23 protein-coding genes are annotated in these 22,516 nt (G+C 67.5%); 15 read left to right on the top strand and 8 right to left on the bottom strand.

The window, feature by feature from the left end; all coding sequences use genetic code 11:
• Window positions 1-80: 80 nt before the first annotated feature.
• From ACZZZN_RS11890 to ACZZZN_RS11880, 3 genes are all read right to left on the bottom strand, one after another.
• A complete protein-coding gene (locus ACZZZN_RS11890; RefSeq protein ID WP_463505350.1) occupies window positions 81-1,685 on the bottom strand; it encodes an SPFH domain-containing protein in 1,605 nt (534 codons plus the stop codon).
• Window positions 1,686-1,790: 105 nt separating this feature from the next.
• The gene (locus ACZZZN_RS11885) at window positions 1,791-2,219 is read right to left on the bottom strand and encodes a MarR family winged helix-turn-helix transcriptional regulator (RefSeq protein WP_463505349.1); all 429 of its coding nucleotides are present in this window, start codon (window positions 2,217-2,219) and stop codon (window positions 1,791-1,793) included.
• 273 nt (window positions 2,220-2,492) lie between these two features.
• On the bottom strand, window positions 2,493-3,056 hold the full coding sequence (locus ACZZZN_RS11880) for a TetR/AcrR family transcriptional regulator (protein WP_463505348.1): 564 nt from the start codon (window positions 3,054-3,056) through the stop codon (window positions 2,493-2,495).
• A gap of 78 nt (window positions 3,057-3,134) precedes the next feature.
• On the opposite strand from ACZZZN_RS11880, the gene ACZZZN_RS11875 reads away from it, so the two are divergent.
• A complete protein-coding gene (locus ACZZZN_RS11875; RefSeq protein WP_463505347.1) occupies window positions 3,135-4,274 on the top strand; it encodes a zinc-binding alcohol dehydrogenase family protein in 1,140 nt (379 codons plus the stop codon).
• A 64-nt stretch (window positions 4,275-4,338) separates the two neighbouring features.
• On the opposite strand, the gene ACZZZN_RS11870 is transcribed toward ACZZZN_RS11875, so the two are convergent.
• Both ACZZZN_RS11870 and ACZZZN_RS11865 read right to left on the bottom strand, forming a co-directional pair.
• Window positions 4,339-5,517 (bottom strand): exo-beta-N-acetylmuramidase NamZ family protein, encoded by a 1,179-nt coding sequence (locus ACZZZN_RS11870; RefSeq protein ID WP_463505346.1) that lies wholly within the window; start codon window positions 5,515-5,517, stop codon window positions 4,339-4,341.
• A gap of 4 nt (window positions 5,518-5,521) precedes the next feature.
• A complete protein-coding gene (locus ACZZZN_RS11865) occupies window positions 5,522-6,373 on the bottom strand; it encodes a MurR/RpiR family transcriptional regulator (protein WP_463505345.1) in 852 nt (283 codons plus the stop codon).
• A gap of 164 nt (window positions 6,374-6,537) precedes the next feature.
• Here ACZZZN_RS11865 and ACZZZN_RS11860 point away from each other — a divergent pair, with 164 nt between their 5' ends.
• The 4 genes from ACZZZN_RS11860 to ACZZZN_RS11845 are packed head-to-tail and all read left to right on the top strand — an operon-like array spanning window position 6,538 to window position 10,800.
• Complete coding sequence (locus tag ACZZZN_RS11860) at window positions 6,538-7,830, top strand: ABC transporter substrate-binding protein (RefSeq protein ID WP_463505344.1); 1,293 nt, start codon at window positions 6,538-6,540, stop codon at window positions 7,828-7,830.
• A gap of 57 nt (window positions 7,831-7,887) precedes the next feature.
• Window positions 7,888-8,844, top strand: a complete 957-nt coding sequence (locus ACZZZN_RS11855; RefSeq protein WP_463505343.1) for a carbohydrate ABC transporter permease — start codon at window positions 7,888-7,890, stop codon at window positions 8,842-8,844.
• Entirely contained in the window at window positions 8,844-9,761 is a 918-nt protein-coding gene (locus ACZZZN_RS11850) for a carbohydrate ABC transporter permease (protein WP_463505342.1), read from the top strand. Before ACZZZN_RS11855 ends, ACZZZN_RS11850 begins: the two co-directional genes overlap by 1 nt.
• A gap of 7 nt (window positions 9,762-9,768) precedes the next feature.
• The gene (locus tag ACZZZN_RS11845) at window positions 9,769-10,800 is read left to right on the top strand and encodes a serine hydrolase domain-containing protein (RefSeq protein ID WP_463505341.1); all 1,032 of its coding nucleotides are present in this window, start codon (window positions 9,769-9,771) and stop codon (window positions 10,798-10,800) included.
• On the opposite strand, the gene ACZZZN_RS11840 is transcribed toward ACZZZN_RS11845, so the two are convergent.
• On the bottom strand, window positions 10,775-11,659 hold the full coding sequence (locus ACZZZN_RS11840) for a helix-turn-helix domain-containing protein (RefSeq protein ID WP_463505340.1): 885 nt from the start codon (window positions 11,657-11,659) through the stop codon (window positions 10,775-10,777). The genes ACZZZN_RS11845 and ACZZZN_RS11840 overlap by 26 nt on opposite strands.
• Before the next feature lie 101 nt (window positions 11,660-11,760).
• On the opposite strand from ACZZZN_RS11840, the gene ACZZZN_RS11835 reads away from it, so the two are divergent.
• The 5 genes from ACZZZN_RS11835 (at window position 11,761) to ACZZZN_RS11815 (ending at window position 17,002) form a co-directional block, all read left to right on the top strand.
• Complete coding sequence (locus ACZZZN_RS11835; RefSeq protein WP_463505339.1) at window positions 11,761-12,978, top strand: multidrug effflux MFS transporter; 1,218 nt, start codon at window positions 11,761-11,763, stop codon at window positions 12,976-12,978.
• Between the two features lie 84 nt (window positions 12,979-13,062).
• Window positions 13,063-14,058, top strand: coding sequence for an ABC transporter substrate-binding protein (locus ACZZZN_RS11830; protein WP_463505338.1), 996 nt, complete (start codon window positions 13,063-13,065; stop codon window positions 14,056-14,058).
• Window positions 14,059-14,065: 7 nt separating this feature from the next.
• Window positions 14,066-15,160: a FecCD family ABC transporter permease gene (locus tag ACZZZN_RS11825; protein ID WP_463505337.1), complete on the top strand. Its 1,095-nt coding sequence runs from the start codon at window positions 14,066-14,068 to the stop codon at window positions 15,158-15,160.
• A gap of 4 nt (window positions 15,161-15,164) precedes the next feature.
• Window positions 15,165-16,214: a FecCD family ABC transporter permease gene (locus ACZZZN_RS11820; RefSeq protein WP_463505336.1), complete on the top strand. Its 1,050-nt coding sequence runs from the start codon at window positions 15,165-15,167 to the stop codon at window positions 16,212-16,214.
• Window positions 16,214-17,002: an ABC transporter ATP-binding protein gene (locus ACZZZN_RS11815; RefSeq protein WP_463505335.1), complete on the top strand. Its 789-nt coding sequence runs from the start codon at window positions 16,214-16,216 to the stop codon at window positions 17,000-17,002. The genes ACZZZN_RS11820 and ACZZZN_RS11815 overlap by 1 nt, the downstream gene beginning before the upstream one ends.
• A gap of 29 nt (window positions 17,003-17,031) precedes the next feature.
• Here the strand turns inward: ACZZZN_RS11815 and ACZZZN_RS11810 are convergent, their stop codons facing one another.
• A complete protein-coding gene (locus ACZZZN_RS11810; RefSeq protein ID WP_463505334.1) occupies window positions 17,032-17,364 on the bottom strand; it encodes a DUF7882 family protein in 333 nt (110 codons plus the stop codon).
• 185 nt (window positions 17,365-17,549) lie between these two features.
• Here ACZZZN_RS11810 and ACZZZN_RS11805 point away from each other — a divergent pair, with 185 nt between their 5' ends.
• The 3 genes from ACZZZN_RS11805 to ACZZZN_RS11795 all read left to right on the top strand — a co-directional run bounded on the left by ACZZZN_RS11805 (window position 17,550) and on the right by ACZZZN_RS11795 (window position 19,700).
• Entirely contained in the window at window positions 17,550-17,888 is a 339-nt protein-coding gene (locus tag ACZZZN_RS11805) for a DUF7882 family protein (protein WP_463505333.1), read from the top strand.
• 17 nt (window positions 17,889-17,905) lie between these two features.
• A complete protein-coding gene (locus tag ACZZZN_RS11800) occupies window positions 17,906-18,184 on the top strand; it encodes a hypothetical protein (RefSeq protein WP_463505332.1) in 279 nt (92 codons plus the stop codon).
• A 136-nt stretch (window positions 18,185-18,320) separates the two neighbouring features.
• Entirely contained in the window at window positions 18,321-19,700 is a 1,380-nt protein-coding gene (locus tag ACZZZN_RS11795) for an Ig-like domain-containing protein (RefSeq protein ID WP_463505331.1), read from the top strand.
• A gap of 94 nt (window positions 19,701-19,794) precedes the next feature.
• Here ACZZZN_RS11795 and ACZZZN_RS11790 read toward each other — a convergent pair whose 3' ends face one another.
• Window positions 19,795-20,331 (bottom strand): small multidrug efflux protein, encoded by a 537-nt coding sequence (locus tag ACZZZN_RS11790; RefSeq protein ID WP_463505330.1) that lies wholly within the window; start codon window positions 20,329-20,331, stop codon window positions 19,795-19,797.
• 155 nt (window positions 20,332-20,486) lie between these two features.
• Between ACZZZN_RS11790 and ACZZZN_RS11785 the strand changes: the two genes are divergently transcribed.
• Both ACZZZN_RS11785 and ACZZZN_RS11780 read left to right on the top strand, forming a co-directional pair.
• Window positions 20,487-21,710 carry a sensor histidine kinase gene (locus ACZZZN_RS11785; protein ID WP_463505329.1) on the top strand — a complete coding sequence of 408 codons (1,224 nt, stop codon included), beginning with the start codon at window positions 20,487-20,489 and terminating at the stop codon, window positions 21,708-21,710.
• Window positions 21,707-22,309 carry a response regulator gene (locus tag ACZZZN_RS11780; protein WP_463505328.1) on the top strand — a complete coding sequence of 201 codons (603 nt, stop codon included), beginning with the start codon at window positions 21,707-21,709 and terminating at the stop codon, window positions 22,307-22,309. The genes ACZZZN_RS11785 and ACZZZN_RS11780 overlap by 4 nt, the downstream gene beginning before the upstream one ends.
• Window positions 22,310-22,516: the final 207 nt, after the last annotated feature.

Genomic DNA, 22,516 nt, shown 5'->3' with positions numbered 1-22,516 from the left:
CTCCAGTCTGCCGGAACGAGCAGGATGCAGAAGATGCCGCGACCGATCGGTCGCGGCATCCGCTGTGTTCCGTGTGCTGACTACTCCGAGGCAGGAGCCGCCGGTGCCGATGCGGCCGGCGGGGGAGTCGTGGGTTTCGGCTGGCGGGTCGGCGCCGGGGCGGATGCCTGCGCCACACCCTCTCCGATGCCACGGCCCACGGCCTGTCCCTGGATGATCGACGCGAGGTCGAGCCCGGTCGCCGAACTGACGCTGTCGAACACCGACTTCAGTGCCTTGGCGCTGTCGGCGCCGACGAGGTTCGACGCGCCGTCTTCGCTCGAGCCGCCGACGATCGAGACGCTGCCGATCGCTGCGTAGCCCTTCGAGAACTCCGCCATGATCGACGGCAGCACATCGAGCACGCGCTGCGAGAGGAATGCGTCCTGGTTGGAGGCGATGGCCTTCGCCTCGGCCTCGACGGCCGCGGCTCGCGCCTCACCTTCGGCGCGGATGGCGTCGGCCTCGGCGTTCGCACGCAGGCGGCGAGCCTCGGACTCGGCCTCGGCCTGCGCGCGCAGCGCGTCGGCCTCACCCGTCGCGCGAGCGATCGCGGCTGCGGCTTCACCGTCGGCCTTGGCCTTGTCGGCCTGGGCCTGCTGTTCGGCGATGCGGGTGCGGGCCTCGGCCTGCTTGACCTGCTCGATCGCGCCGGCCTCTGCCGCACGCTCACGCGTGTAGAGCTCGGCCTGGGCGCGAGTCTCGGCCTCGTACCGCTGGGCGTCGGCGACGCGCTTGACGTCGGCGTCGAGCTGGGCCTGACGGTTCTCGGCCTGCTGCTGCAGAACGGCCTGCTGAGCCTGCTCGCGGGCGAGGTTCTCGGCCTGCTCGGCCTCGGCGCGCGCACGGCCGATGCCGGCGTTCGAGTTCGCCGTGTTCGTGTCGAGCGCGGTCTGCTCGATCAGGTTGGCTTCCTGGTTCGAGATGTTCTTCTGGTTGATCGCGCGGTCGGCGTTGGTCTGCGAGATCTCTGCGGACTGACGCTTCGCCTGGATCTCGGGGGCGCCGAGCGACTGGATGTAACCGACCGCGTCGGTGATGCCCTTGATCTGGAACGAGTCGAGGATCAGGCCCTGTTCGGCGAGCTCCTGAGAGACGTCGGCGGCGATCTGGTCGGAGAACTTCTTGCGCTCGCGCATCAGCTCGACGACCGACAGCGTGGCGACGATGCCGCGAAGGGCACCTTCGAGCTGCTCGGTGGTGAACTGCTCGATCGCGGCGTCCTGCGAGGCGAAACGCTCGGCGGCGCGGCGGACGAGGATGGGGTCAGAGCCGATCTTCACGATGGCGACGCCGTCGACGTTGAGCGTGACGCTGTCGAGCGACTGCGCCTCGGCGTTGAGCGAGACCTGACGCGAGCGCAGCGAGATGATCTCGTGACGCTGCGTGATCGGGTTCACCAGCGACTTGCCGTTCACGATGACAGTGACGGGCGACTCCGACATCTCGTCCGTGGTCGAGCCGTCCGCGGCGATGACAGCGCGTGCCACCTTCTGCTTGCGTCCCGAGATGACGAGCGCCTCATCGGCGCGAGCCACCTTGATCCAGCTGCGTGCGAACAGCAGCAGGATCAACAGGATGATGACAGCGGCGACGACGGCGATACCGACGATGACGAGGATGCCGACGATTCCGGCGATCTCCATGAATGACCTCCCTGGTCCCCCCGAGGGGGTGGTCTGACGTTCCTGCGCGAGATGCAGGAACTCCGCTCCACCCTGCCAGAAATCGGCGGAGGGCGTCGGGATGGGTCAGCGCCCGCGGAGCTTCTCGGCCAGGTCGCGGAGCGTCTTCAACTCGGCATCGTCGAGCACCGACATCCGCTCGGCGATGGATCGGCCGTGCACCGTGGCGACGGCGCGGAACTCCCGGGCCCCGGTGTCTGTGGCGGTGATGAGTGCTCCGCGCCCGTCTTCGGGGTCAGGGCCCTTCTCGACCAGGCCGCGCGACACCATCCGGTCGACGAGTCGAGACACGCTCGGCTGGCTGATGAGCATGTTGGCGGTGACATCGCGAAGCCGAGCAGACATGCCGGGGGAGCGGGTGACCGTGAGCAGCACGTCGTACTCCGCCTGCCCGAGGTCGGTGTGATCGAAGTCGGTGTTCATCTGCGTGAACAGTTCGTGCTGTGCGCGGAACAGGCTCTCCCATGCCTCGAGGGCGAGCTTGCGATCGGTCATGGGAACAGCGTACTGGCAACAGTAAAGGGCCGGTCGGAGAGGCTCCCGACCGGCCCTTGTCCCTTGCACCAAGAGTGTCCTGCAATCACATGCGGTGTATGCCACAGCAAACATTCACCGTGCGATCACTCTATAACGGCGAGATAACGAATGCAACGGTTTGGTCACGGAAATGTTTGGGAGGGTCGTGCCCGTCCTGCGCTGAGGTTCCCCCAGCACCTGGGCGCGGTCTCGCGGGATGTTGCCGCGCGAAGGTCACCGATGTTCGCCACATCACCCGTCGACGCAGTCGCGTATGTCGTTCCATGCGGACTCCACGCACTCCTCGAACAGGAGATCGGCCGGCCCTCCGAGCCATCGCTCCATCGCCAGGCTGAAGCACGTCACGGCGACAGCTGCCAGAGTGTGTGATCGCCGAGGGTCGGTGCCGCGCTGATTCAGGGACTCCTCGATCGCGAGGGCGAGATGATGGCGCTGGAGAAGATCGCGTTCGTGCAGCGCAGGCTCGCCGTCGACGATCCTGCGTCGACGCGCGATCGGTTGCCGCCAGTCCTGGATGCCGCGACCCGCTGCGGTGAGTCCTGCCCGCACCGTGGCCGGCGCCGAGCTTTCAGGTGGGATCGACGCCATGAAGTCGCTGACTGCGTGAGGAAACTCGCGATCGCGAAGGAAGAGCACATCGCGTTTGTCCGCGAAGTGCCGGAAGAACGTCCGAGTGGTGAGGCCGGCTGCTTCGGCGATCTGCGGGACCGTGGTCGGCCCGAATCCGTGTTCTTCGAAGAGGAGTATCGCGGCAGCTTCGAGCCGCAGTGCAGCATCCGGTGACCATCGAGGCATCTGACCATGATGGCATGGCATGTCGTCAGGTGTACTGTGATGACACGAGATGTCATCGAGAGCGAAGAGCGGACGGCTATGAAAGACAACACTGCGGCATGGATCGATTCCCCGTACGCCGACTTCGTGGTCCGAGACGCACCGATGCCCAGGCCGGGGCACGGGCAGCTGCTCGTCGAGGTGCGTGCGGTCGCGGTGAATCCTCTCGACGCGATCATCCAGTCCAACGGTTCCGTCATGTACGGGTGGTTGCACTACCCGGTGATCCTCGGAGAGGACATCGCGGGTGTCGTCGTCGGGGTCGGTGCCGACGTGACGAACTTCGCGATCGGTGATCGTGTCCTCGCCTACGCCATAGGCCTGGAGAAGGGGCGAGATGCGATCTCCGAGAGCGGGTTCCAGGCCTACGTGGCCGTCGATGCAGGTCTCGCCGCCGCTTTACCGGACAACTTGGCCTTCGAAGAGGGCGCCGTGTTGCCACTCGCGGTGTCCACAGCGGCTGCCGGTCTCTTCGAGAGCGGGCAGCTCGGTCTGAGCTACTCCGGCCTCGGGAACGCCGAAGCACGCGATGAGGTGGTCGTGGTCTGGGGCGGTGCGACCGCGGTCGGCGGCAACGCGATCCAACTGGCTCGAGCGGCCGGCTACCGGGTCATCACGACGGCATCCGCCAGCAATCATGAGCGGATGCGCCGACTCGGTGCAGAGGCCGCATTCGACTACCACGACCCGAAGGCGGTCGACCGGATCGTCGAGGCGGTGAACGGAGCCGTCGTCGCAGGCATCCTCGCGGTCGCTGTCGGGTCGGCAGAGCCCTGCCTGCGTATCGCGCGCGCGACCGGTGCCACGCGGATCGCGATGGCGAGTCCTCCGGTGTCCTTCTATGAACAGCCCCGTCGACGTGGCTTCTCCCTGACCCGGATGCGCCTGTTCCTGCGCCTGGGAACGCGCACGGCGCTTCTGCAACTGCGTAGTCGCGCCCGAGGTATCCGAGCGTCGTTCATCTGGGGGAGCGCCATCGCGACCTCTCCCGTCGGACCCGCCGTCTGGGGAGGCTACCTCGGCGCAGCTCTCGCCTCGGGTCGTCACCGTGCCTATCCGAGGGCACGCATCGTGGGCGAGGGGCTTCCTGCTGTTCAGGGAGCGATCGACACGCTCCGCGTCGGCGTATCCGCGCAGAAACTCGTCGTCACCCTTGAGCCCACTCCGACAGGCTCCTGACCCGGTGACCCCTCGCGCTCTGGTTCCGGGTCGTCGGTCGGCAGTCGCCGGCAGTCGACACCGCTCACGCCAGGGAACGGTAGAGCAGGTCCTCCGCTACTGCATCCGCCCAATCCGGCACTGCGAGACGCTCGGGGTCGTTCCACTCGCCGCCCACGATCTGGTCGAATGCGCCGTCGACGCCGAAGAGCTTCTCGATCGGCGACCACTCCGATTCGCCGGGCATCGGCACCAGGGAGCGTTCCTCGAGCGCTCCGGGATGGATCTCTTCGATCAGTGAGAGCAGTCGGACGCCGGTGTGCACGGGGCGGAGCGCCTCCGCATCGGTGACGTGCAGTATCACCCCCTCGCAGGCGTCCCCGGCGTGGTCGCGCACCAGAGGTGTGAACCCATACGGCACGGCGGCGATGCCGGGAAGCTCGGCCGCGGAGATCGCAGCGGCGTAGAGCTCGCCATCGATGAAGGGGGCGGCGATCACGCGGAACGGCACGGCCGTGCTGCGCCCCTCCGAGACGTTGACGCCTTCGGCGAGGCAGGTTCCCGGGTACAGCAGTGCCGTCGTGGGGCTGGGGAGATTCGGCGATGGCGGCATCCAGGTCCCGTCGCCTCCGACCTGTGCGACGCGCGTCCACCCCTCCACCTCGATCACCTGCAGATCGAGGTCGATCCTGCGCGTGCGCACCCAGTGGCGCGCCAACTCGCCGATGGTGAGGCCGTGACGGATCGGCATGCTCCATCGCCCCACGAGCGACTGCGCTCTCTCGTCGAGCATCGGACCCTCGGCGCGGTCGAGGCGACCGCCGATCGGATTCGGACGATCGAGCACGACGACGGCCACGCCGGCATCCGCACACGCCTCGAGAACATGGCTCATGGTCCAGATGTAGGTGTAGAAACGGGCGCCCACGTCGGGCAGATCGATGAGCATCACATCGAGATCGGCGAGGTCGGCGGCGGCGGGACGCACCGAGTCGCCGTAGAGGCTGCGCACCTCGACACCCGTGACCGGGTCGACGAGATCGTCGACCGGTTCGCCCTCTCTGGCTCGACCGCTCAGCCCGTGCTCCGGACCGAAGAGCCGCGTGAACGTCCATCCTGTCTCCCCGAGCGGCTGCCGTCCGCGGCGCAGGTCCGACGTCAGGGCCAGATCGTTCGTGACCATGCCGATGCGGCTGCCGCTCAACCGTGCGAGCAGCTCGGGACGGATGTCGCGTCGGATGAGGCGGTCGATGCCGAGGAGCATGGTTTCAGTCGATTCTGTGATCGGTGACGGCGTTGTAGGTGCGCTGCAGGTTGTCGGAGATGGTGTCGTAGTCGGCCTGCGCGATGCGTGTGAACAGGAAATCGAGGACCGCGAGCTGCGCGATGCGGCTGGCCATGGCTCCGGAGCGGAACGTCGATTCGGAGACGGCGGTGACCAGCACGAGTCCGCAGGCGCGCGCGAGAGGCGACCGAGGGTTGTTGGTGATGGCGATGGTCGTCGCCCCGGTTCGTGCGGCGACCTCGGCGGACTGCACGATCTCGAGCGTTCGCCCCGAGTGCGAGATCGCGATCGCGACGTCACGCTCGTCGAGCAGTGCGGCGCCGGTGAGCGCGAGGTGCAGGTCGGTGCGCGCCTGTGCCACGAGTCCTGCGCGATGCAGCTTCTGTTCGAGGTCCTGCGCCGCCAGACCGCTCGCCGCAGCGCCGTAGATGTCGATGCGGCGCGCTGTTCGCACGGCGCCCACGCAGCGCTCGAGCTCGTCGATGTCGATCTGACGCGCCGTGCGCTCGATCGCGGATGCTTCGGCGAACGCGATCTTGCGCACGGTCGTGAGCGCATCGTCGTAGCGGCTCACATCGCTCTCCGACACCTTGAACCGCTCGCGATCGGACGCGCTGCGATCGAGTTCCGTCGCGAGCGCGAGCCGAAGTTCCGGGTACCCCGAGAAGCCGATGCTCTGGGTGAATCGTGCGATGCTCGCGATCGAGGTGTCGCACGCCGAGGCGAGCTGCGTGATGGACGACTCGACCACGCTCTTGGGGTCGGCGAGCACGTGTTCCGCGACGCGGCGTTCGGTGGGCGTGAGCGCCGACAGTCGTTGATGGATCGCGGTCATCGCACTAGTGGACACGCGAACAGGATGGCAGACGTCACCTCTGATTGGAAGGAATTTTCAGAAAGGTCTTGAGTTTTTGAAAGAAATTGCCCAAAGTGGGCGGCAGGCTTCACAGCACAAGCGCCCGTTCTGTCAGACGGCTCTTCCAACCCGAGAGGAACCCCATGCGACACCGCACCAACCGACTTGCCCTCACCGCAGGTCTTCTCGTCACCGGCGTTGCCCTGGCGGGCTGCGCACCTGCAGCCTCCAGCGGGGACGGGGCTGATGGCGTCGAGGATGTCACCCTCACCATCTGGTCCTGGCAGGCATCGTCCTCGCCGAAGTGGGAGGCCGTCTTCGACAAGTACGAGGAGTCGCACCCGGGGGTGACGATCGAGTTCGAAGGCTTCCAGCCCACCGAGTACAACCAGATCCTCGCCACCGGCCTCGAGGGCAGCGACGGTCCCGACATCGCCATGCTCCGCGCTTACGGAGGCATCCAGCCGGCAATCCAGTCAGAGCAGATCGTCCCGATCGATGACATCGTCGACGGCCTCGATCAGTTCGACCCGACCGTGCTCCGCGCCGCGCAGGGGAAGGATGACGGCGCGACCTACGGTGTTCCCTTCGCCTACCAGACGATGCAGATGTTCTACAACAAGACGATGTTCGACGAGATGGGCCTCGAGGAGCCCACCGACTGGGATGAGTTCATCGACCTGCAGGAGACCCTGCTCGGTGAGGGCGTCACACCGATGGCGCTCGGCGCTCGCGAGGACTGGGTGCTCCCGATGTTCCACGACATCGTGGGGTCGGCCAACTACGGTGGCGCCGACTTCGAAGAGAAGGTGCTCAACGGAGAGGCCGACTTCACCGACCCCGCCTATATCTCGTCGCTCGGCATCGTCTCGGACATGCAGAAGTATCTCGACAAGAACGTCAACGCGATCGCGGTCGCCGACGCGGTGCTGCAGTTCACCTCGGGCCAGGCGGCGCAGTGGCCCGGCGGATCGTTCGACCTGCCGACGTTCCAGAACTCGGCGCCGGACACCGAGTGGGGCGTGTACGAGGTGCCGCCGGCTCCGGGAAGCGCGCTCGATCACGCGGTGACCCCCGGTTACGCCGACGGCAGCTTCGGCATCAACGCCTCGAGCGACCAGCAGGAGGCCGCGACGGAGCTGTTGAACTGGATGACCACGGCCGAGTTCGGCCAGCTCGTCGCCGACGAGGTCGACCAGTTCTCCGCTCTGCCCGGTGTGAAGTACTCGGACCCGCTGATGCAGGAGATGAACGAGCAGTACACCGCCAACCCGGCGCCGTACCTGCTGCTCGTCGACTTCCGATACGGCGACCCGACCGGAACCGCAGTGCTCGGTCCGGACATCCAGGCGATGTTCCTCGGAGACAAGACCCCGGAGCAGCTCGGCAGCGACCTGCAGACCGGCGTCTCCACCTGGTTCACCCCCGCATCCTGATCCGACCGTGATGGGGGCGCTGTCCCAGCGCCCCCATCACGCAACGAAAGAAGCATCATGGCACTGACCTTCCCCGTCCGTCAGGAGAGGGCGCGGCGCTCGCGCACGGGAATCGCGCTGTCGACCCCGACTGCGACGCTGTTCGTCCTCCCCGCCGCGGTGCTCTTCGCCGTGCTCATCCTTTATCCGATGCTCGCGGCGCTCAGCTACTCGTTCTTCGACTGGCAGGGAACCAAGCAGGGTGGCTTCGCCGGTGTCGCCAACTACATCACGCTGCTCACGAAGGAGCCGTACGCCTCCGAACTCTGGAACGCTTTCGGGCACAACCTGCTCCTCTTCGCCGGAGCCCTCGTCTTCCAGAACTCGCTCGGTCTCGGCATCGCGACGCTCCTCCACCGCCGCAAGCGCACGAAGCGCTTCTTCCAGACGATCTTCGCGCTCCCGTACCTCGTGAGCCCGATGGTCATCGGCTACCTGTGGTCGCTCATGCTCTCGCCGCTGTTCGGACCGGTCAACGCGATCCTCCGCGGGGTCGGGCTCGAGAGCCTCGCGCTTCCGTGGCTCGGAGATCCGCAGCTCGCCATCTGGGTGATCGTGCTGGTCAGTGCATGGCAGTGGATCGGCTTCCCGATCCTCCTCTACGGTGCAGCGCTCGGTGGTATCCCCGAGGAAATCGAAGAGGCCGCGTCCCTGGACGGCGCGACCGCGGGCAAGCGCTTCCGATACATCACGCTTCCGATGCTCACCCCGACGATCGGCATCATCACCGTCCTCACCTTCATCGGCAGCATGGAGGCCATGGCGATCCCGTTCGCCCTGGCGGGGTCCAACGGAGCGCCGGCCGGATCGACGGATGTGATGATGCTGCTCTTCTACCGCACCGCCTTCGAGTCGGGGAACCCGAACTCGATCGGAGTCTCCTCCGCGCTCGCGACCGTCCTGTTCATCTTCATCATGGTGATCTCGGTCGTCATCACCTCCACGATGCGTCGCGCCGAACGAAAGCTGTTCTGATGAGCACCGCCACCGAAACCCGAACCGAGCCGACCACCGAGGCGATCGTCTCCGGTCGGCCGACCGCACCGCGGCGCCGCAGCCGGCGCACCTCCGACACCTCCTTCATCGGACGCCTGCTCGCCAACGTCTTCCTGTGGGGCTATGCCCTCGTCGCGATCGGTCCGCTGCTGCTGATGGTGAACAACTCGCTGCGGACACAGCAGCAGATCGCCACCGAGCCCCTCGGACTGCCCGTGCCGCCGACGTTCACCAGCTTCCAGAGCGCATGGATCACGGCCTCGTTCGACACGTACTTCATCAACTCGATCACCGTCACCGTGGGGTCGGTCATCGTCACGACGGTCGTGTCGGTTCTCGCTGCGTACGCCTTCGCCCGGGCCAGAGCGAAGTTCTTCCGCGGCATCGAGGCGGTCTTCCTCTCCGGACTCATGCTGCCGGTGCACCTCGCGATCCTCCCGCTGTTCTATCTGCTGGACTCGCTCCGGATGACCAGCAACATCTTCAGCCTGATCCTCGTCTACGGCGCACTCGGCATCCCGTTCACGACGTTCGTGCTCACAGTGTTCTTCCGCGCCCTCCCGATCGAGCTGGAGGAGGCCGCCCGCATCGACGGTGCAGGTCCCTTCCGCACGTTCCTCCAGATCCTGCTGCCGCTCGTTCGGCCCGCGCTCGCGACGGTGATCGTCTTCCGCTTCGTGCCGGTATGGAACGACTTCTTCTACCCGTTGATCCTGCTGCGCGACCGCGACTCGTACACGCTGCCCGTCGGCCTCACCCGGTTCTTCGGGGAGTACTCGACCGACTGGCCGCAGCTGTTCGCCGGCCTCACGATCGCCACGATCCCGCTGATCGTGCTGTTCCTGCTGGCGACCAAGCAGATCATCAACGGCCTCACCTCCGGCATGAGCAAGTGAGTACGACGTGGTGAACGGGGCTCCAGGCTCTGCGTGGGCCTCTCTGCTGAGCATCCCCGGCGCGGATGCCGACGAGCTGACCCTGAGCGGCGCCCCGGCATTCGATGACCCCACCCCGCTCGACTCGGCGCACCTCTTCGACCTCGCCTCACTCACCAAGATCTACACGGCGGTCGCCGCACTGTGTCTCGTCGACGCGGGAGTGCTCGACCTGGATGCGCCCATCGGAAGCGTGCTCCGCGCCGGGACCGGCGAAGGCGCAGAGGACATCACCCTCCGACATCTCCTCACGCATACGTCAGGGCTCCCCGCCGAAGCGGGAGCGTGGCGGACGGGAGTCGTCGGGGATGAGCTGATGACGACAGTGCTGCGGAGCCCGCTTCGCAGCAGGCCCGGGACCGCGCACCGCTACTCCGACGTCGGGTTCATCGTCGTCGGCGAGATCATCGCCCGCGCCTCACGTCGACCGCTGTCCGAGAACATCGCCGACGTCGCCGCCGCTCTCGGCGCAACGACACTGACCTGGGCGCCGCCTCGGGAAGTGGCGGTCGCGACCGAGCTGCAGCCGCACCGGGGTCTGGTGCGCGCGTCGGTTCACGACGAGCTCGCACACGCACTCGAAGACCCGGCGGGTCACGCGGGCCTGTTCGGCACGGTTCACGACGTCGCCGCCCTCGCCCGCATGATCCGCGATGACGGAACGGGACCGGGCGGACGCGTGTTGTCGACCGATGCCATCCGCCAGATGACGACGCCGGCGATCACCGCCGACGCCGGGTACGGCCAGGCCGTCGGGCTCCGGGTCCGCGACGCGGACTGGATGGGTGATCTCGATGCGGTCGGCCACACGGGCTTCACCGGCACATGCTTCGCCGTCACTTCATCCGGCGGCGTCGGCGTGCTCCTCACCAACCGGGTCCACCCGACTCGCGAAGAGGCCGACATCACCGCCACCAGGCGAGAGTTCCTCCGCCCGCTCGCAGGATCGCGGTCCTCCTCGCCGGCGGCACGGTCTAGGTTCGCGAAGACGAATCCGTGATCGTGTCGGCATCGGCGCTCCACGAGGCCAGCAGCCGCATGCGCTCTGCGGAGGGCGAGCCGGGTTCGGCGGAGTAGATCAGGAGGACCTGCCCGGGGTCGGCCGTGATCGCGAGTTCTTCGTACACGAGAGTCAGGTCGCCGACGACCGGGTGGCGGAATCGCTTGGTGCCCGATCCATGGGTGCGCACGTTGTGCGCGGCCCATCGCGTGCGGAACTCGTCGCTGAGCGTCGAGAGCTCGCCGACGAGGTCCTGGATGCCCTTGTCGTGGGGATCGCGGCCCGCTTCGGCGCGGATCACGGCGACGCACATGTCGGCGAAGGTGTCCCAGTCCGGATAGAAGTCGTGGGCTGCGGGGTCGAGGAACTGGAACCGGGCGAAGTTCGGCATCCGGCCGCCGTCGCCGATCAGCGGCGAGTAGAACGCGCGACCGAGAGTGTTGAAGGCGATGAGGTTCTGCCGCTGGTCCCGCACCACGGCGACGGCATCCGTGATGGAGGCGAGCGCCCACTCGAGGCTGGCGCGAGGCGGTCCGGACCTGATGTTCCGGCGCCGCTGGCGTCCGGACGATGGCACACCGTCGGCATGGCGGGCGAGGTCGAGCAGGTGCGCGTGCTCTGCATCCGAGAGCTGGAGTGCTCGAGAGATCGCGTCGAGCACAGAGCCGGATGCGCCGGCGATCGCCCCTCGCTCGAGTTTGGAGTAGTACTCGACGCTCACCCCGGCGAGCGCCGCGACCTCGCTGCGCCGGAGTCCTTCGACTCGCCGGTTCGATCCGGCCGGGATTCCGGCGGCCTGCGGCGATACCCGTGCGCGACGCGTCATGAGGAACTCGCGCACCTCTTCTCGGTTCTCCATGAGCCCAGGCTATGCGCGTGGACAGGTGTTGTGGGGTGCCCTGTCGGTACGCCCTTCGACCGGGACTCCCTGCCGGAGAGCGTTGCGCAGACACTGGGATCATGTCGTTCGTCTCGTCACCACCCACCGGCACCACGCGTCGTCTGCTGCCGTCCGTGCTTCTGCTGCTGACGGTATTCGGACCGATCTCGATGGACCTCTACCTGCCGGCGCTGCCGGCACTCACAGAGGAGCTCGGCGCGGTCACCTCGGTGGCGCAGCTCACCGTGACGGCCTGCCTGATCGGGCTCGCGGCCGGTCAGCTGATCGCCGGGCCGCTGTCCGACCGGTTCGGGCGCCGAGGCATCCTTCTGATCGGGATCGTGGCGTACATCCTCACCTCGGTGCTGTGTGCGCTGAGCCCGTCGATCGAGCTGCTGATCCTCGCCCGCCTCGTGCAGGGGCTCGCCGGCGGTGTCGGCATCGTCATCGCCACCGCTGCCGGCCGCGACGTCTTCGAGGGCAAGGCCCTCATCCGCTTCTACGGTCGGCTCACGGTCATCGGAGGGTTCGCTGCGATCGTCGGCCCTCTGCTCGGGGGCCTGCTGAACACCTTCACCGATTGGCGGGGGCTGTTCGTCTTCCTCGCGGTCATCGGCGTGCTGATCCTCGTGATCACCCTCCTCGTGTTCGGGGAGACCCTTCCCGTCGAGCAGCGCACCCGTGGCGGGTTCGGGCAGACCCTGCACGCCTACCGCACCCTGCTCGGCGATCGCGTGTTCCTCGGTGCGGTGCTGAACCAGGGATTCCTCTACGCGGCGCTGTTCGCGTATCTCGCAGGCTCGACCTTCGTGCTCCAGGACATCTACGGGCTCACCCCGCAGTGGTACGCGGCGGCCTTCGGGCTCAACTCCGCAGGCCACATGGTGTTCGGCTATCTGGCCGGGCGCGCTGCGGAGCGGTGGAGCATCCCCGGCACTCTCGCGATCGGCGTCGTCGTCACAGGGCTGGGAGCCGTGGGACTCCTCCTCGCGGGCCTCGAGCCGATGCCGTTGTGGATCGTCATCGTCGCGCTGTTCGCACTGTCGAGCGGCGTCGCGATCACCGCACCCCCGGCGACCACCCTCGCCCTGTCCGACTACCCCCAGATGGCGGGCACCGCATCGTCCCTGCTCGGCATGGTGCGGTTCGGGTTCGGCGGCATCGCGGCGCCGTTCGTCGGTATCGCCGGATCGCTCAGCATCCTGCCCCTGGGCATCACCACCGTCGTGGCTGTGCTCCTCGCGGCGGCCGCATGCCTTCTCCTCAAGAGGAGAGAGATACCCCGTCCTCAGGTATGACGAAGTGCGGGGGTGTCGACGTCCATCGACACGCCCGGCATGGTGGTTAGGATTACCTATCCTAACTTGGAGCTTGCTACGGTCGTGACGATCCCACCCACCGACAGATTGGTCTCTTCCGTGCTCCGCCGGTCCTCACTCGCCGCCCTCGTCGCCGCGTCCGCCCTGCTTCTCGCCTCCTGCGCCTCGTCGGAAGGAGCCGCAGACGAGAACGCCGACGGCGACGCGGGCGTGACGCTCACGCACCCCTCGCTCGAGGGCCTCGAGATCGACTTCGATGCTCAGCCGCAGGACATCGTCATGGACTGCTACGCGTACAGCTCGCTGCACGCGTACGGCGTCGAGCCCGTCGCGCTGTTCGGGTACGAGTGCGACAACCCGTTCGTGATGGGGGATGCAGACGTCTCCGACATCCCGGTCGTCGGCAAGGACGGCGAGATCGACGTCGAGAAGCTCGCCGAGCTGCGACCCGACGCGATCATCGGACAGGGCACCGCCGACGGGTGGTCGTGGTTCGACGAGGAGGTGAACGCGCAGATCACCCGTGTCGCGCCGTTCGTGCCGCTGCCGAGCAGCGAGACGATCGACGGACGCATCGCCGACACCCGAGAGATCGCGGCATTCTTCGGGGCGGATGTGACCTCCGACGCCATCGCCCAGTCCGACGCCGACCTCACTGAGGCGAAGGAATCGTTCGGCGCTGCCATCGCCGGCAGCGACCTCGACATCATGCTCACCAGCCCCACGAAGGAGATGCTCTACACGGGCGTCGGATTCGCTCAGGCCGAGATGCTCGAAGAGCTCGGCGCGACGATCGTCGGCGCCGACGCCCCGGCGACCGGCAACCCGTGGGGACAGGTCGCCTGGGAGGATGCATCGACCTTCGGCGCCGACATCCTGCTCGTCGAGGGGTACAACGACGACTTCTCGTTCAGTGCCGAGCTCTGGGACGCTCTGCCCGCAGTGCAGGCCGAGCAGCTCGGCGCGTGGAGCTCGAAGGGCGCGATGACGGCCTCGACGTACGCGGCCTGGCTGAACGACCTGACCGAGCTCGTCTCCTCGTCGACCAAGGTCGCCTGACGCCCCGATGCACGCGCAGCACGTGGCATCCGGGTCCGCCTCGAACACTCTCGTGTCCGGGGCGGACCCGCGTCCCCCCGCGACCCGACCGCCCGCGACCCGACAGCACCATCGGCGTCGGTGGATCGGGCTGATCGCTCTTGCCGTCCTGTGCGCCGCGGCGCTCGCCGCCAGCATGCTGGTCGGCTCTCGCTTCGTCGCGCCAGCCGACGTGCTGCACTTCCTCGTCCATCCCGACCCCGACGACGCGATCTCGCAGACGATCTGGTTCTCGCGCGTACCGCGCACCGTTCTCGTGCTCGTCGCCGGGGCGGCACTGGGAGTCGCCGGAGCCCTGATGCAGGCGGTCACTCGGAATCCGATGACCGATCCCGGCATCCTGGGCGTCAACGCCGGTGCTTCCCTCGCCGTGGTGGTCGGCCTCGCGTTCTTCGGCGTGACCGACATCTCGCAGTACATGTGGTGGTCGTTCGCGGGCGCGATGATCACCTCGGTGCTCGTGTTCGTGATCGGCAACACAGGCCCGGCGCGGGGCAACCCCGTGCGCATGACGCTCTCGGGCGTCGCACTCGGCGCGGTGCTGTCGGGCTTCACGTCGGCGGTGCTGCTGTCGAACTCCGAGATGCTGCAGCGGCTCCGCGGCTGGTCGGCGGGAACGACCGCTTCCCAGCCCCTCGACGCCACTCTCGCCATCGTGCCCATCATCGCGGCGGGCCTCGTCATCGCTCTCCTCAGCTCCCGATCGCTCGACGTGCTCTCGCTGGGGGAGGCGTCGGCGGTGGCGATGGGGGCGCATCCTCAGCGCATCCGACTCGTCGCCCTCGTCGCGATCGCACTGCTCGCGGGCGGCGCGACCGCTGCAGCAGGTCCCATCGGCTTCCTGGGCCTGCTCGCGCCGCACCTCGCCCGCATGATCGTCGGTCCGCACCAGGGGTGGATCATGGCCTACTCCGTGCTGATCGCGCCCGCGATCATGGGCTTCGCCGACGTGCTCGGCCGCATCATCACCGCCGGTGAGGTGCCGGTGGGCATCGTCACCGCGTTCATCGGGGCCCCCGTGCTGATCTACATGGTGCGCCGATTCCGAGTCTCGGAGGTGTGACCCCGTGACCTCCCTGGACTTCGGACGCCGCGTTCTCCGCCTCGGACCGCGCTCGCGCCCTCTTCTCCTGGTCGATGCGCGCTCACTCGTGATCTGCCTCTCGATCTGGGCGGCCATCGTGCTGCTCGCCGTCTACGCGCTGTGCACGGGATCCGCGCAGATCACCCCGTTCGAGGCGCTCGCCACCCTCGCAGGCGGGGGAGACGACTACACCGCCATGGTCGTGCTCGAATGGCGCGCTCCCCGCATCCTGATGGCGGTGCTGTTGGGTACCTGCCTCGCGCTGAGCGGTGCGATCTTCCAGAACCTGACCGGCAATCCACTCGGGTCTCCCGATGTGATCGGTTTCCAGACCGGGTCGTACACCGGTGCCCTCGTGGTGATGCTGCTCCTCGGTGGGGGATCGGCGGCGACCATGGTCGGGGCGCTCACCGGTGGCGTGGCGACCGCCTTCATCGTGTTCTTCCTGTCGTCGAAGCGCGGCGCGGTGCGCGGAGTGCGCCTGATCATCGTCGGCATCGCAGTGAGCGCCATGCTCGCGTCCGTGAACGTCTGGATCCTCCTCACGGCGACAGTCGAGGACGCGATCATGGCGGGGCTCTGGGGTGCCGGCAATCTGTCGGGTGTCTCCTGGCCGACCTTCGCGACGGCCTTCGCCGGATCGGCGCTGTTCATCGTCGCGGCAGCGGCGCTGAGTCGTCCCATGCGCATCATGCAGATCGGGATGCCGTTCGCGACCGCGCTGGGACAGAACGTGCGGCTGGTGCAGGTCTCGGCGATCGTGATCGGCGTCGGGCTCACCGCGCTCGCCACCGCCACCGTGGGGCCGATCTCGTTCATCGCGCTCGCCGCGCCGCAGATCGCTCGCCGCATCGTCCGTTCTGACGGCCTCGCTCTGGGGCCGACGGCCGCCGTCGGATCTCTGCTCCTGCTGCTCGCCGATGTGGTGGCGCAGCGTATCCACCCCGACTCGCCTCTGCCCGTCGGCATCGTCACGGTGTCGATCGGCGGACTCTACTTCCTCTGGCTGCTCCTCCGAGAAGGAAAGAAGTGATGACTCGATTGACCGTCGACGGCGCGGCTCTCGGCTACGCCGACACCCTCGTCTGCGAAGACGTGACTGTGCAGATCCCGGACGGTGCGTTCACCGTGATCGTCGGGCCGAACGCCTGCGGCAAGTCGACGCTGTTGAAGAGCCTCACCCGGCTCCTCCCTCCCACGCGCGGCCACGTGCTCCTCGACGGCCGCAGCCTGCACGATCTGCCGACCAAGCAGCTCGCGCGCGAGATCGGGCTGCTCCCGCAGGGACCTGTCGCGCCCGACGGGATCCGCGTCGTCGATCTGGTGACACGCGGACGCTACCCGCACCAGCGGCTGTTCGCGCCGTGGTCGCCCGAAGACGAGTCGGCCGTCGGGGAGGCGATGGACGCCACCGGCATCCGCCATCTCTCGGGTCGTCTCGTCGACGAGCTCTCCGGAGGGCAGCGGCAGCGCGTGTGGATGGCGGTCGCGCTCGCGCAGCAGACGCCTATCCTGCTGCTCGACGAACCCACGACCTACCTCGACGTCAGCCATCAGATCGAGCTTCTCGAACTCTGCCGATCGCTGAACCGGCGTCAGGGCAACACTCTCGTCGCGGTGCTGCACGACCTCAACCAGGCCGCGCGCTATGCCGACCACATCATCGCGATGAAGGAGGGCGAGGTCGTCGCGACCGGTACGCCCGCCGAGGTCATCACGGAAGAACTCGTTTCGACCGTTTTCGGTGTGGATGCGCGCGTGATCGCCGATCCCGAATCCGGCAGCCCGCTCGTGGTTCCGCGATGGCGGCACGCTGCGTGAGCGCTGCGCGGCGCTGCGATCAGAGGCCGTCAGGCGAGACCGGCATCCGCGATGCCTGGACCATCCTCCACCTCATCGACGAGACTGATGCCTCCCGATGAGCTGGCGTCCATCATCAGCTCCTGGATCCATCTCATGTTCAATTGCGGGGCCTCTGCCTCGTCGAAGACGAACCGCAGCGGCATCGACGGGTGCAGCCAGATGGTCGAGCGTCCCTGCGATTCGCCGTCGGGGTGTCGCCACGACAGGGTGAAACTCTCCTGGCGACGCAGCTTCGTGGCGATCGCCACCTTGAGATGGGCCAGAGCGCGGTCCTCGATGCGAATCGGATCCTCGGCGGCGCCATAGAACAGCATTCCCATATATCAAGGGTAGCCATCGGAAACGTGACGATGGGCGCAGAATTCTTGCGCGCTGAGGACGGCTCGGGTCTGCGAACAGCATCCGTACATCCCCACGTGAGAACCTGGAGTCACCCCTACGCGGCGATTCCCCCGGATCGCCCCTCTGGCACGGGTTTCGTGGGGTGGAAGCAGAGGAGTCTCTGATGGGTCGATTCATCTACGAAGGTGGCCAGAAGGTCGAGATCGAGGACCGTGCCCTCACGCACGTGCAGCTCGTGATCACAGCCAAGTTGCGTCGTGGCGAGCCCTTCTCCTTCTCCTGGAAGGAAGACTCGAGCGTCGGCGGCGGACGCACGACGGTCTGGATCCACTCGGGCAGCGCGCTCGTGTTCAAGTACTTCGGGAGCCGCCAGCCGGCCATCAACCGCGCATGGGTCGATGCGCTCGCCTTCACGGCCAACTCGCCCTCGGGCCTGTACATCACGCCGGAGCCGGTCGAGGGCGGAACCGCCGACCGCAAACCCGAGATCGCGAACGCCTGACCTCGTAGGCTGGGGGAATGCTCATCGCCCTCATCGGTCCCGTCGAGAGCAGCACCGTCGACGTCATCGGCACGACCCTCGAAGACGTGCACGACCAGCTCATCGCCCATCAGCAGCCCGGTTTCGTGCTCGCATCGGCTCCCGTACGCATGCTCAAGGGCGAAGCGAAGATGGAGTCCACCGGTACCTTCTGGCGCGTCGACGGGGTGCAGGAGATCGAGGCCGGCGACATGACCGCGCTCGAGGCGAAGGTTCCCGAGGGCTGGCGCATGCTCTCGGTGCGCAGCACCGACTGAGCGACCCCCCTGAGCCGTCACCTGCAGTTTCGGAATATCGGTGCTGTATTCCGGTGAACACGTCATCGGCGACCGATTCTCTGTTCTCGTAGAAGGGTCGCACATGGGAGCGACGTGAATCGGACTGGGGAAGACGATGACCGGAGAAAATGGTGTTCTGCGCGCTCCGACGCGCGCAACTGACGGCAGTTCAGGTCGTGATCGGGGAGGATCACGAGGTCAGCGGCTCTTCGCCGCCCTCTTCGGCGTCGTGCTCGCGCTCGCAGGGGCGTGGGGGGCGGGGCTGCCTGCTGCGGCTGCTCCGACCGTGACCTACCCCGGTGCGATCAGCGATCTCACGCTCAGTACTGAGAGCGGGAGCGGTGCGGTGGGGCAGTGGGACACCGTTCGTATCGCGGGGGAGTGGTCGGTGCCCGACGGGGCGCACGCGGGAGAGACCTTCGGCATGACGCTGCCGACGGAGTTCAGACGCCAGGCTGCGGGCGAGTTCACACTCGCCGATCCCGCGACCGGTGCCGTGTTGGCGAGCTGCGTCGTCGCATCAGGCCAGGGACCCGACATCGTGTGCACACTCACGGCGGAGGTCGAGGGGCTGGACGCGGTCGGCGGCACCTTCTGGATGCAGGCGCAGGCATCGACCGCGACCACGAGCGAGACGGTGATCTTCGATCTGGGCGACACTATCGAAGTCGTCGATCTGCCCGGCACCGGAGGGATCGGGCCGGAGCGTGTGACCGAGGATGCGGAGCCGTACAAGTACGGCGGCGAGACAGCGACAGAGGGCCGACTCAGATGGACGGTCGGCGTTCCGAGCGGCCACGTCGATGACGGCGGCTTCACCATCGTCGACACGCTCGACGGTGATCTCGCCGCTCACCACTACACGGGTGAGATGCGCCTGAGCCAGCGCACCGTGCAGGAGGGGGTTCTGACGGGCACGTGGACCCCCGTCGATCCCGAACGGTATGCGATGGTGTTCGCCGACGACGGCCTCTCGTTCCGACTGACGGCGAGCGGCTTGCCGACGAGCGGTTTCGCGTACGAGCTGGTCTACTACACGAAGGCCGACGGCCAGGTGCTCCCGGGTGAGGTGTTCGGCAACCACGCGGTCGTCAACACCACCGAGATGACTGCCGTTCACACCGTGGACGAGACCGGCGGGGGTGACGGGGGTGGCGTGCAGACGCCGACCCCGACTCCGACTCCGACTCCGACTCCGACTCCGACTCCGACTCCGACGCCGGTACCGACTCCGACGCCGGTAGCGACTCCGACGCCAGCTCCGGTACCGACCCCGACTCCCCTCGCGACGCCCGATCCGACTCCCGTTCCGACGGCGTCACCGGTACCGTCTGCGACGCCGAAGACGACTGCGGCACCGCCCACGGCTGGAGGGCTGGCGGTCACCGGCGGTGGCACCGGGCAGGTGCTCCTGGCGATCGCCGGGGTGCTCATCGTCGGAGGAGTCGTCGTGACCGGCATCGCGGCGAGGCGCCGGACCGGCGCGTCGCGCTGACCACATGAATAAGGGCGGTTGCCGTCGACACCTGTGGTCGACGGCAACCGCCCTCTCATGCGCTGGCTCGCAGCGCCGCGCACCCTTCGAGGGATCAACGGATGGCGTACACCGCGCTGCCGACGATCACCGCGACGATGGTCGTCCATCCGATGATCGCGACCGCCTGCCAGATGAGGATCCGTGCCTTGCCGACCCCCGACGCTGCGAGCATCGTGGCGGTGAAGTGCGTGGGAAGAAGCAGGGGGCCGAGCAGGCTCACGCCCGGAACGCCATAGCGTTCGAACGCGCGCTGGAACTTCTCGCGACGAGCGGTGTTGCGAGGCGCGACCTGAGTCTCGTCCTCGACCACCGTGCCTCCGCCTGCGACTGCCGCCTGACGCGTGCGGGAGCGGTTGACGATCGCTGTGCGCGCACCCGAGCTGGCGATGACGAGGATGGCGACGCACACGAAGTTGCCGACGATCGCGGCGATCGCGGCGATGACCGGATTGATGCCACCGATGATGCCGATGGCCACCGCCCCCTCGCCCTCGATGAACGGGATCGCGCCCGCCAGGGCGACGATGAGGGGCTGCACGAGGTCGGGGACCTGCGCGACGATGTCCTGGAAGCTCTCGACGAGGTTCATGATGTGCTCCTGCGGGTCGATGCGACGGAGTGTCCGACGCGATGCATCCAGTTCACCGCGACCCGGCGTCCGACAGAAGTGTCGGGTCGTCACTCGTGTCCGGGTCGTTCGCACGACGCATCCGTGACATGTGTCACGCCCGTATCGTGGGGTGCATGAGCAGTTCCTCGCGCCCTCTTGCCTCGGTCGGCGACCCTCCGCCGGGGGCGCGCCAGCTCGCACACGGCATCACCGCCACGTGGTGGTACACCTTCACGGCCGTGGTGTTCCTCGAACTCTTCCTGGTGCTCATCTGGACGCTTCGCGTGTTCACCGAGACCGTCGATGCCTTCGTGCCCGCGGTCGTGGGCATCGGAGGACTCCTCTGGCTGTCGTCGACGGTGTGGCTCTTGGCCGACTACCGTCGTCGAATCGATGCCGAGGCGGGCATCCCCTGGGCGCGAATCGCCGCCCCTCTGCTCATCGCGGTCGCTTACGGCGCTGCGGCGGGAGTGCTCGCAGACAGCCTGCTTCTGGCCGCCATGCCGATAGTGCAGTCGACGGTGCTGCTCAACTGGCCGCGCGGAGTGCGCTATCGAGTGGTCCTCTTCCTGACCGCGCTCATGCTCGTGCTCGCCTTCGTCGACGGAGCACGGGGTGCGGCCGTCGGAGGCCCGGAAGTCTGGGGTCCGTCCCTCTACGCGGTGCTGATCCCCTCGATGACGGTCAGCTCGCTGTGGTGGTGGGATGTGCTGGTCACGCTCGACCGTGCTCGAGCCTCTGAAGCCAGACTCGCCGCAACACAGGAGCGCCTGCGGGTCGCGACAGACGTGCACGATCTGCAGGGCCATCACCTGCAGGTGATCGCGCTGCAGCTCGAGCTCGCGGAGAGGCTCATGGAGCGAGACCCCGAAGCCGCGCTCGAGCAGCTGCGCCTCGCGCGCACCAGTGTCGACGATGCCAGGCAGGGCACGCGCGACCTGGCGACGAGGTTCCGCACTGTCCCGCTCGGCGATGAAGTGGCGAACGCTCGCGACCTGCTGCGAGCCGCGGGTCTCGAGGTCGATGCATCCATCGCCGCGGATGCCGATCAGGCGCCGTCCGCGGCGCTCGGTCCGGTGATCCGCGAGACGACGACCAACGTGCTGCGCCACGGAGCGGGGCGGCGCGCGCGCCTGGCCATCACGAGAGTCTCAGAGGGATGGCGCTTCGAGATCGCCAACGACGTCGGTCACAACGAGTCGGGGGATCACACCGGCTCGGGACTCGACGGCGTGCGGCGCCGGATCGCCGAGGCCGGCGGAACCCTCGACATCAGTGAGACCGAGGGCGAGTTCGGGGTGATCGTGACGGTGCCGGCAGGCGATACCGCCTCTGAGTACGGGGAGTCTCCGCGATGATCCGCGTGCTGCTCGCCGACGACGAGGCGATGATCCGATCCGCGCTCGCCGCTCTGCTCCGGCTGGAAGACGACATCGAGGTCGTGGCGGAATGCGCAGACGGCGAAGAGGCAGTGGCTGAAGCCCTCCGGGTGAAGCCCGACGTCTGCCTGCTCGACCTCGAGATGCCGGGGCTCGACGGAGTCGAGGTCGCGGAGCGCCTCAACCGTTCCATCTCCACTCGATGCGTGGTCGTCACCCGGCATGCTCGCCCCGGCGTGCTGCGCCGCGCGCTGGCCTCGGGTGTCGCGGGATTCCTGCCGAAATCACGGGGCGCGGACCAGGTCGCAGATGTCATCCGACGGGTCGCAGGGGGTGCGCGATACGTCGATCCTGAGATCGCGGCGGATGCTCTCAGCGACGAACGGGCACCGCTCACCGATCGCGAACTCGATGTGCTCCGAGCAGGCCGACGCGGCGAGACGACAGGACAGATCGCGCGGGCGCTGTCGCTCGCGCCGGGGACCGTGCGAAACCACATCTCCGCGGTTCTCGCGAAACTCGCGGTCGGAACGCGACAGCAGGCGGTGCTGCTCGCGGAGGAACGCGGCTGGATCTGAATCGCTCACGGTTCGCGATCACCCGGTGAGCGGAAGTGCGGGTGGAGCCGTGGGAGAGGGCCCCACCCGCGAACCGCGCTGAATGGGGAGTGGCGCGGTCCAGACGTGGAACGAGCTATGAACCCCCGTGCTCGCCATTCGTCTCACCTTCAAGACCTCGCGGTCGCGAAATGATGACGCACCCTCACGAAAAACATGCACGAATGT

The organism is Microbacterium sp. AC145 (assembly GCF_979258505.1).
This window is presented reverse-complemented; position numbering and strand designations above follow the sequence as displayed.

Coding starts and splice junctions, on each gene's coding strand:
- ACZZZN_RS11795 (WP_463505331.1), top strand. CDS start 18,321: ATGACCGGAGAAAATGGTGTTCTGCGCGCTCCGACGCGCGCAACTGAC.
- ACZZZN_RS11875 (WP_463505347.1), top strand. CDS start 3,135: ATGAAAGACAACACTGCGGCATGGATCGATTCCCCGTACGCCGACTTC.
- ACZZZN_RS11885 (WP_463505349.1), bottom strand. CDS start 2,219: ATGACCGATCGCAAGCTCGCCCTCGAGGCATGGGAGAGCCTGTTCCGC.
- ACZZZN_RS11810 (WP_463505334.1), bottom strand. CDS start 17,364: ATGGGAATGCTGTTCTATGGCGCCGCCGAGGATCCGATTCGCATCGAG.
- ACZZZN_RS11865 (WP_463505345.1), bottom strand. CDS start 6,373: ATGACCGCGATCCATCAACGACTGTCGGCGCTCACGCCCACCGAACGC.
- ACZZZN_RS11860 (WP_463505344.1), top strand. CDS start 6,538: ATGCGACACCGCACCAACCGACTTGCCCTCACCGCAGGTCTTCTCGTC.
- ACZZZN_RS11790 (WP_463505330.1), bottom strand. CDS start 20,331: ATGAACCTCGTCGAGAGCTTCCAGGACATCGTCGCGCAGGTCCCCGAC.
- ACZZZN_RS11850 (WP_463505342.1), top strand. CDS start 8,844: ATGAGCACCGCCACCGAAACCCGAACCGAGCCGACCACCGAGGCGATC.
- ACZZZN_RS11815 (WP_463505335.1), top strand. CDS start 16,214: ATGACTCGATTGACCGTCGACGGCGCGGCTCTCGGCTACGCCGACACC.
- ACZZZN_RS11780 (WP_463505328.1), top strand. CDS start 21,707: ATGATCCGCGTGCTGCTCGCCGACGACGAGGCGATGATCCGATCCGCG.
- ACZZZN_RS11870 (WP_463505346.1), bottom strand. CDS start 5,517: ATGCTCCTCGGCATCGACCGCCTCATCCGACGCGACATCCGTCCCGAG.
- ACZZZN_RS11880 (WP_463505348.1), bottom strand. CDS start 3,056: ATGCCTCGATGGTCACCGGATGCTGCACTGCGGCTCGAAGCTGCCGCG.
- ACZZZN_RS11890 (WP_463505350.1), bottom strand. CDS start 1,685: ATGGAGATCGCCGGAATCGTCGGCATCCTCGTCATCGTCGGTATCGCC.
- ACZZZN_RS11800 (WP_463505332.1), top strand. CDS start 17,906: ATGCTCATCGCCCTCATCGGTCCCGTCGAGAGCAGCACCGTCGACGTC.
- ACZZZN_RS11825 (WP_463505337.1), top strand. CDS start 14,066: ATGCACGCGCAGCACGTGGCATCCGGGTCCGCCTCGAACACTCTCGTG.
- ACZZZN_RS11835 (WP_463505339.1), top strand. CDS start 11,761: ATGTCGTTCGTCTCGTCACCACCCACCGGCACCACGCGTCGTCTGCTG.
- ACZZZN_RS11840 (WP_463505340.1), bottom strand. CDS start 11,659: ATGGAGAACCGAGAAGAGGTGCGCGAGTTCCTCATGACGCGTCGCGCA.
- ACZZZN_RS11855 (WP_463505343.1), top strand. CDS start 7,888: ATGGCACTGACCTTCCCCGTCCGTCAGGAGAGGGCGCGGCGCTCGCGC.
- ACZZZN_RS11785 (WP_463505329.1), top strand. CDS start 20,487: ATGAGCAGTTCCTCGCGCCCTCTTGCCTCGGTCGGCGACCCTCCGCCG.
- ACZZZN_RS11805 (WP_463505333.1), top strand. CDS start 17,550: ATGGGTCGATTCATCTACGAAGGTGGCCAGAAGGTCGAGATCGAGGAC.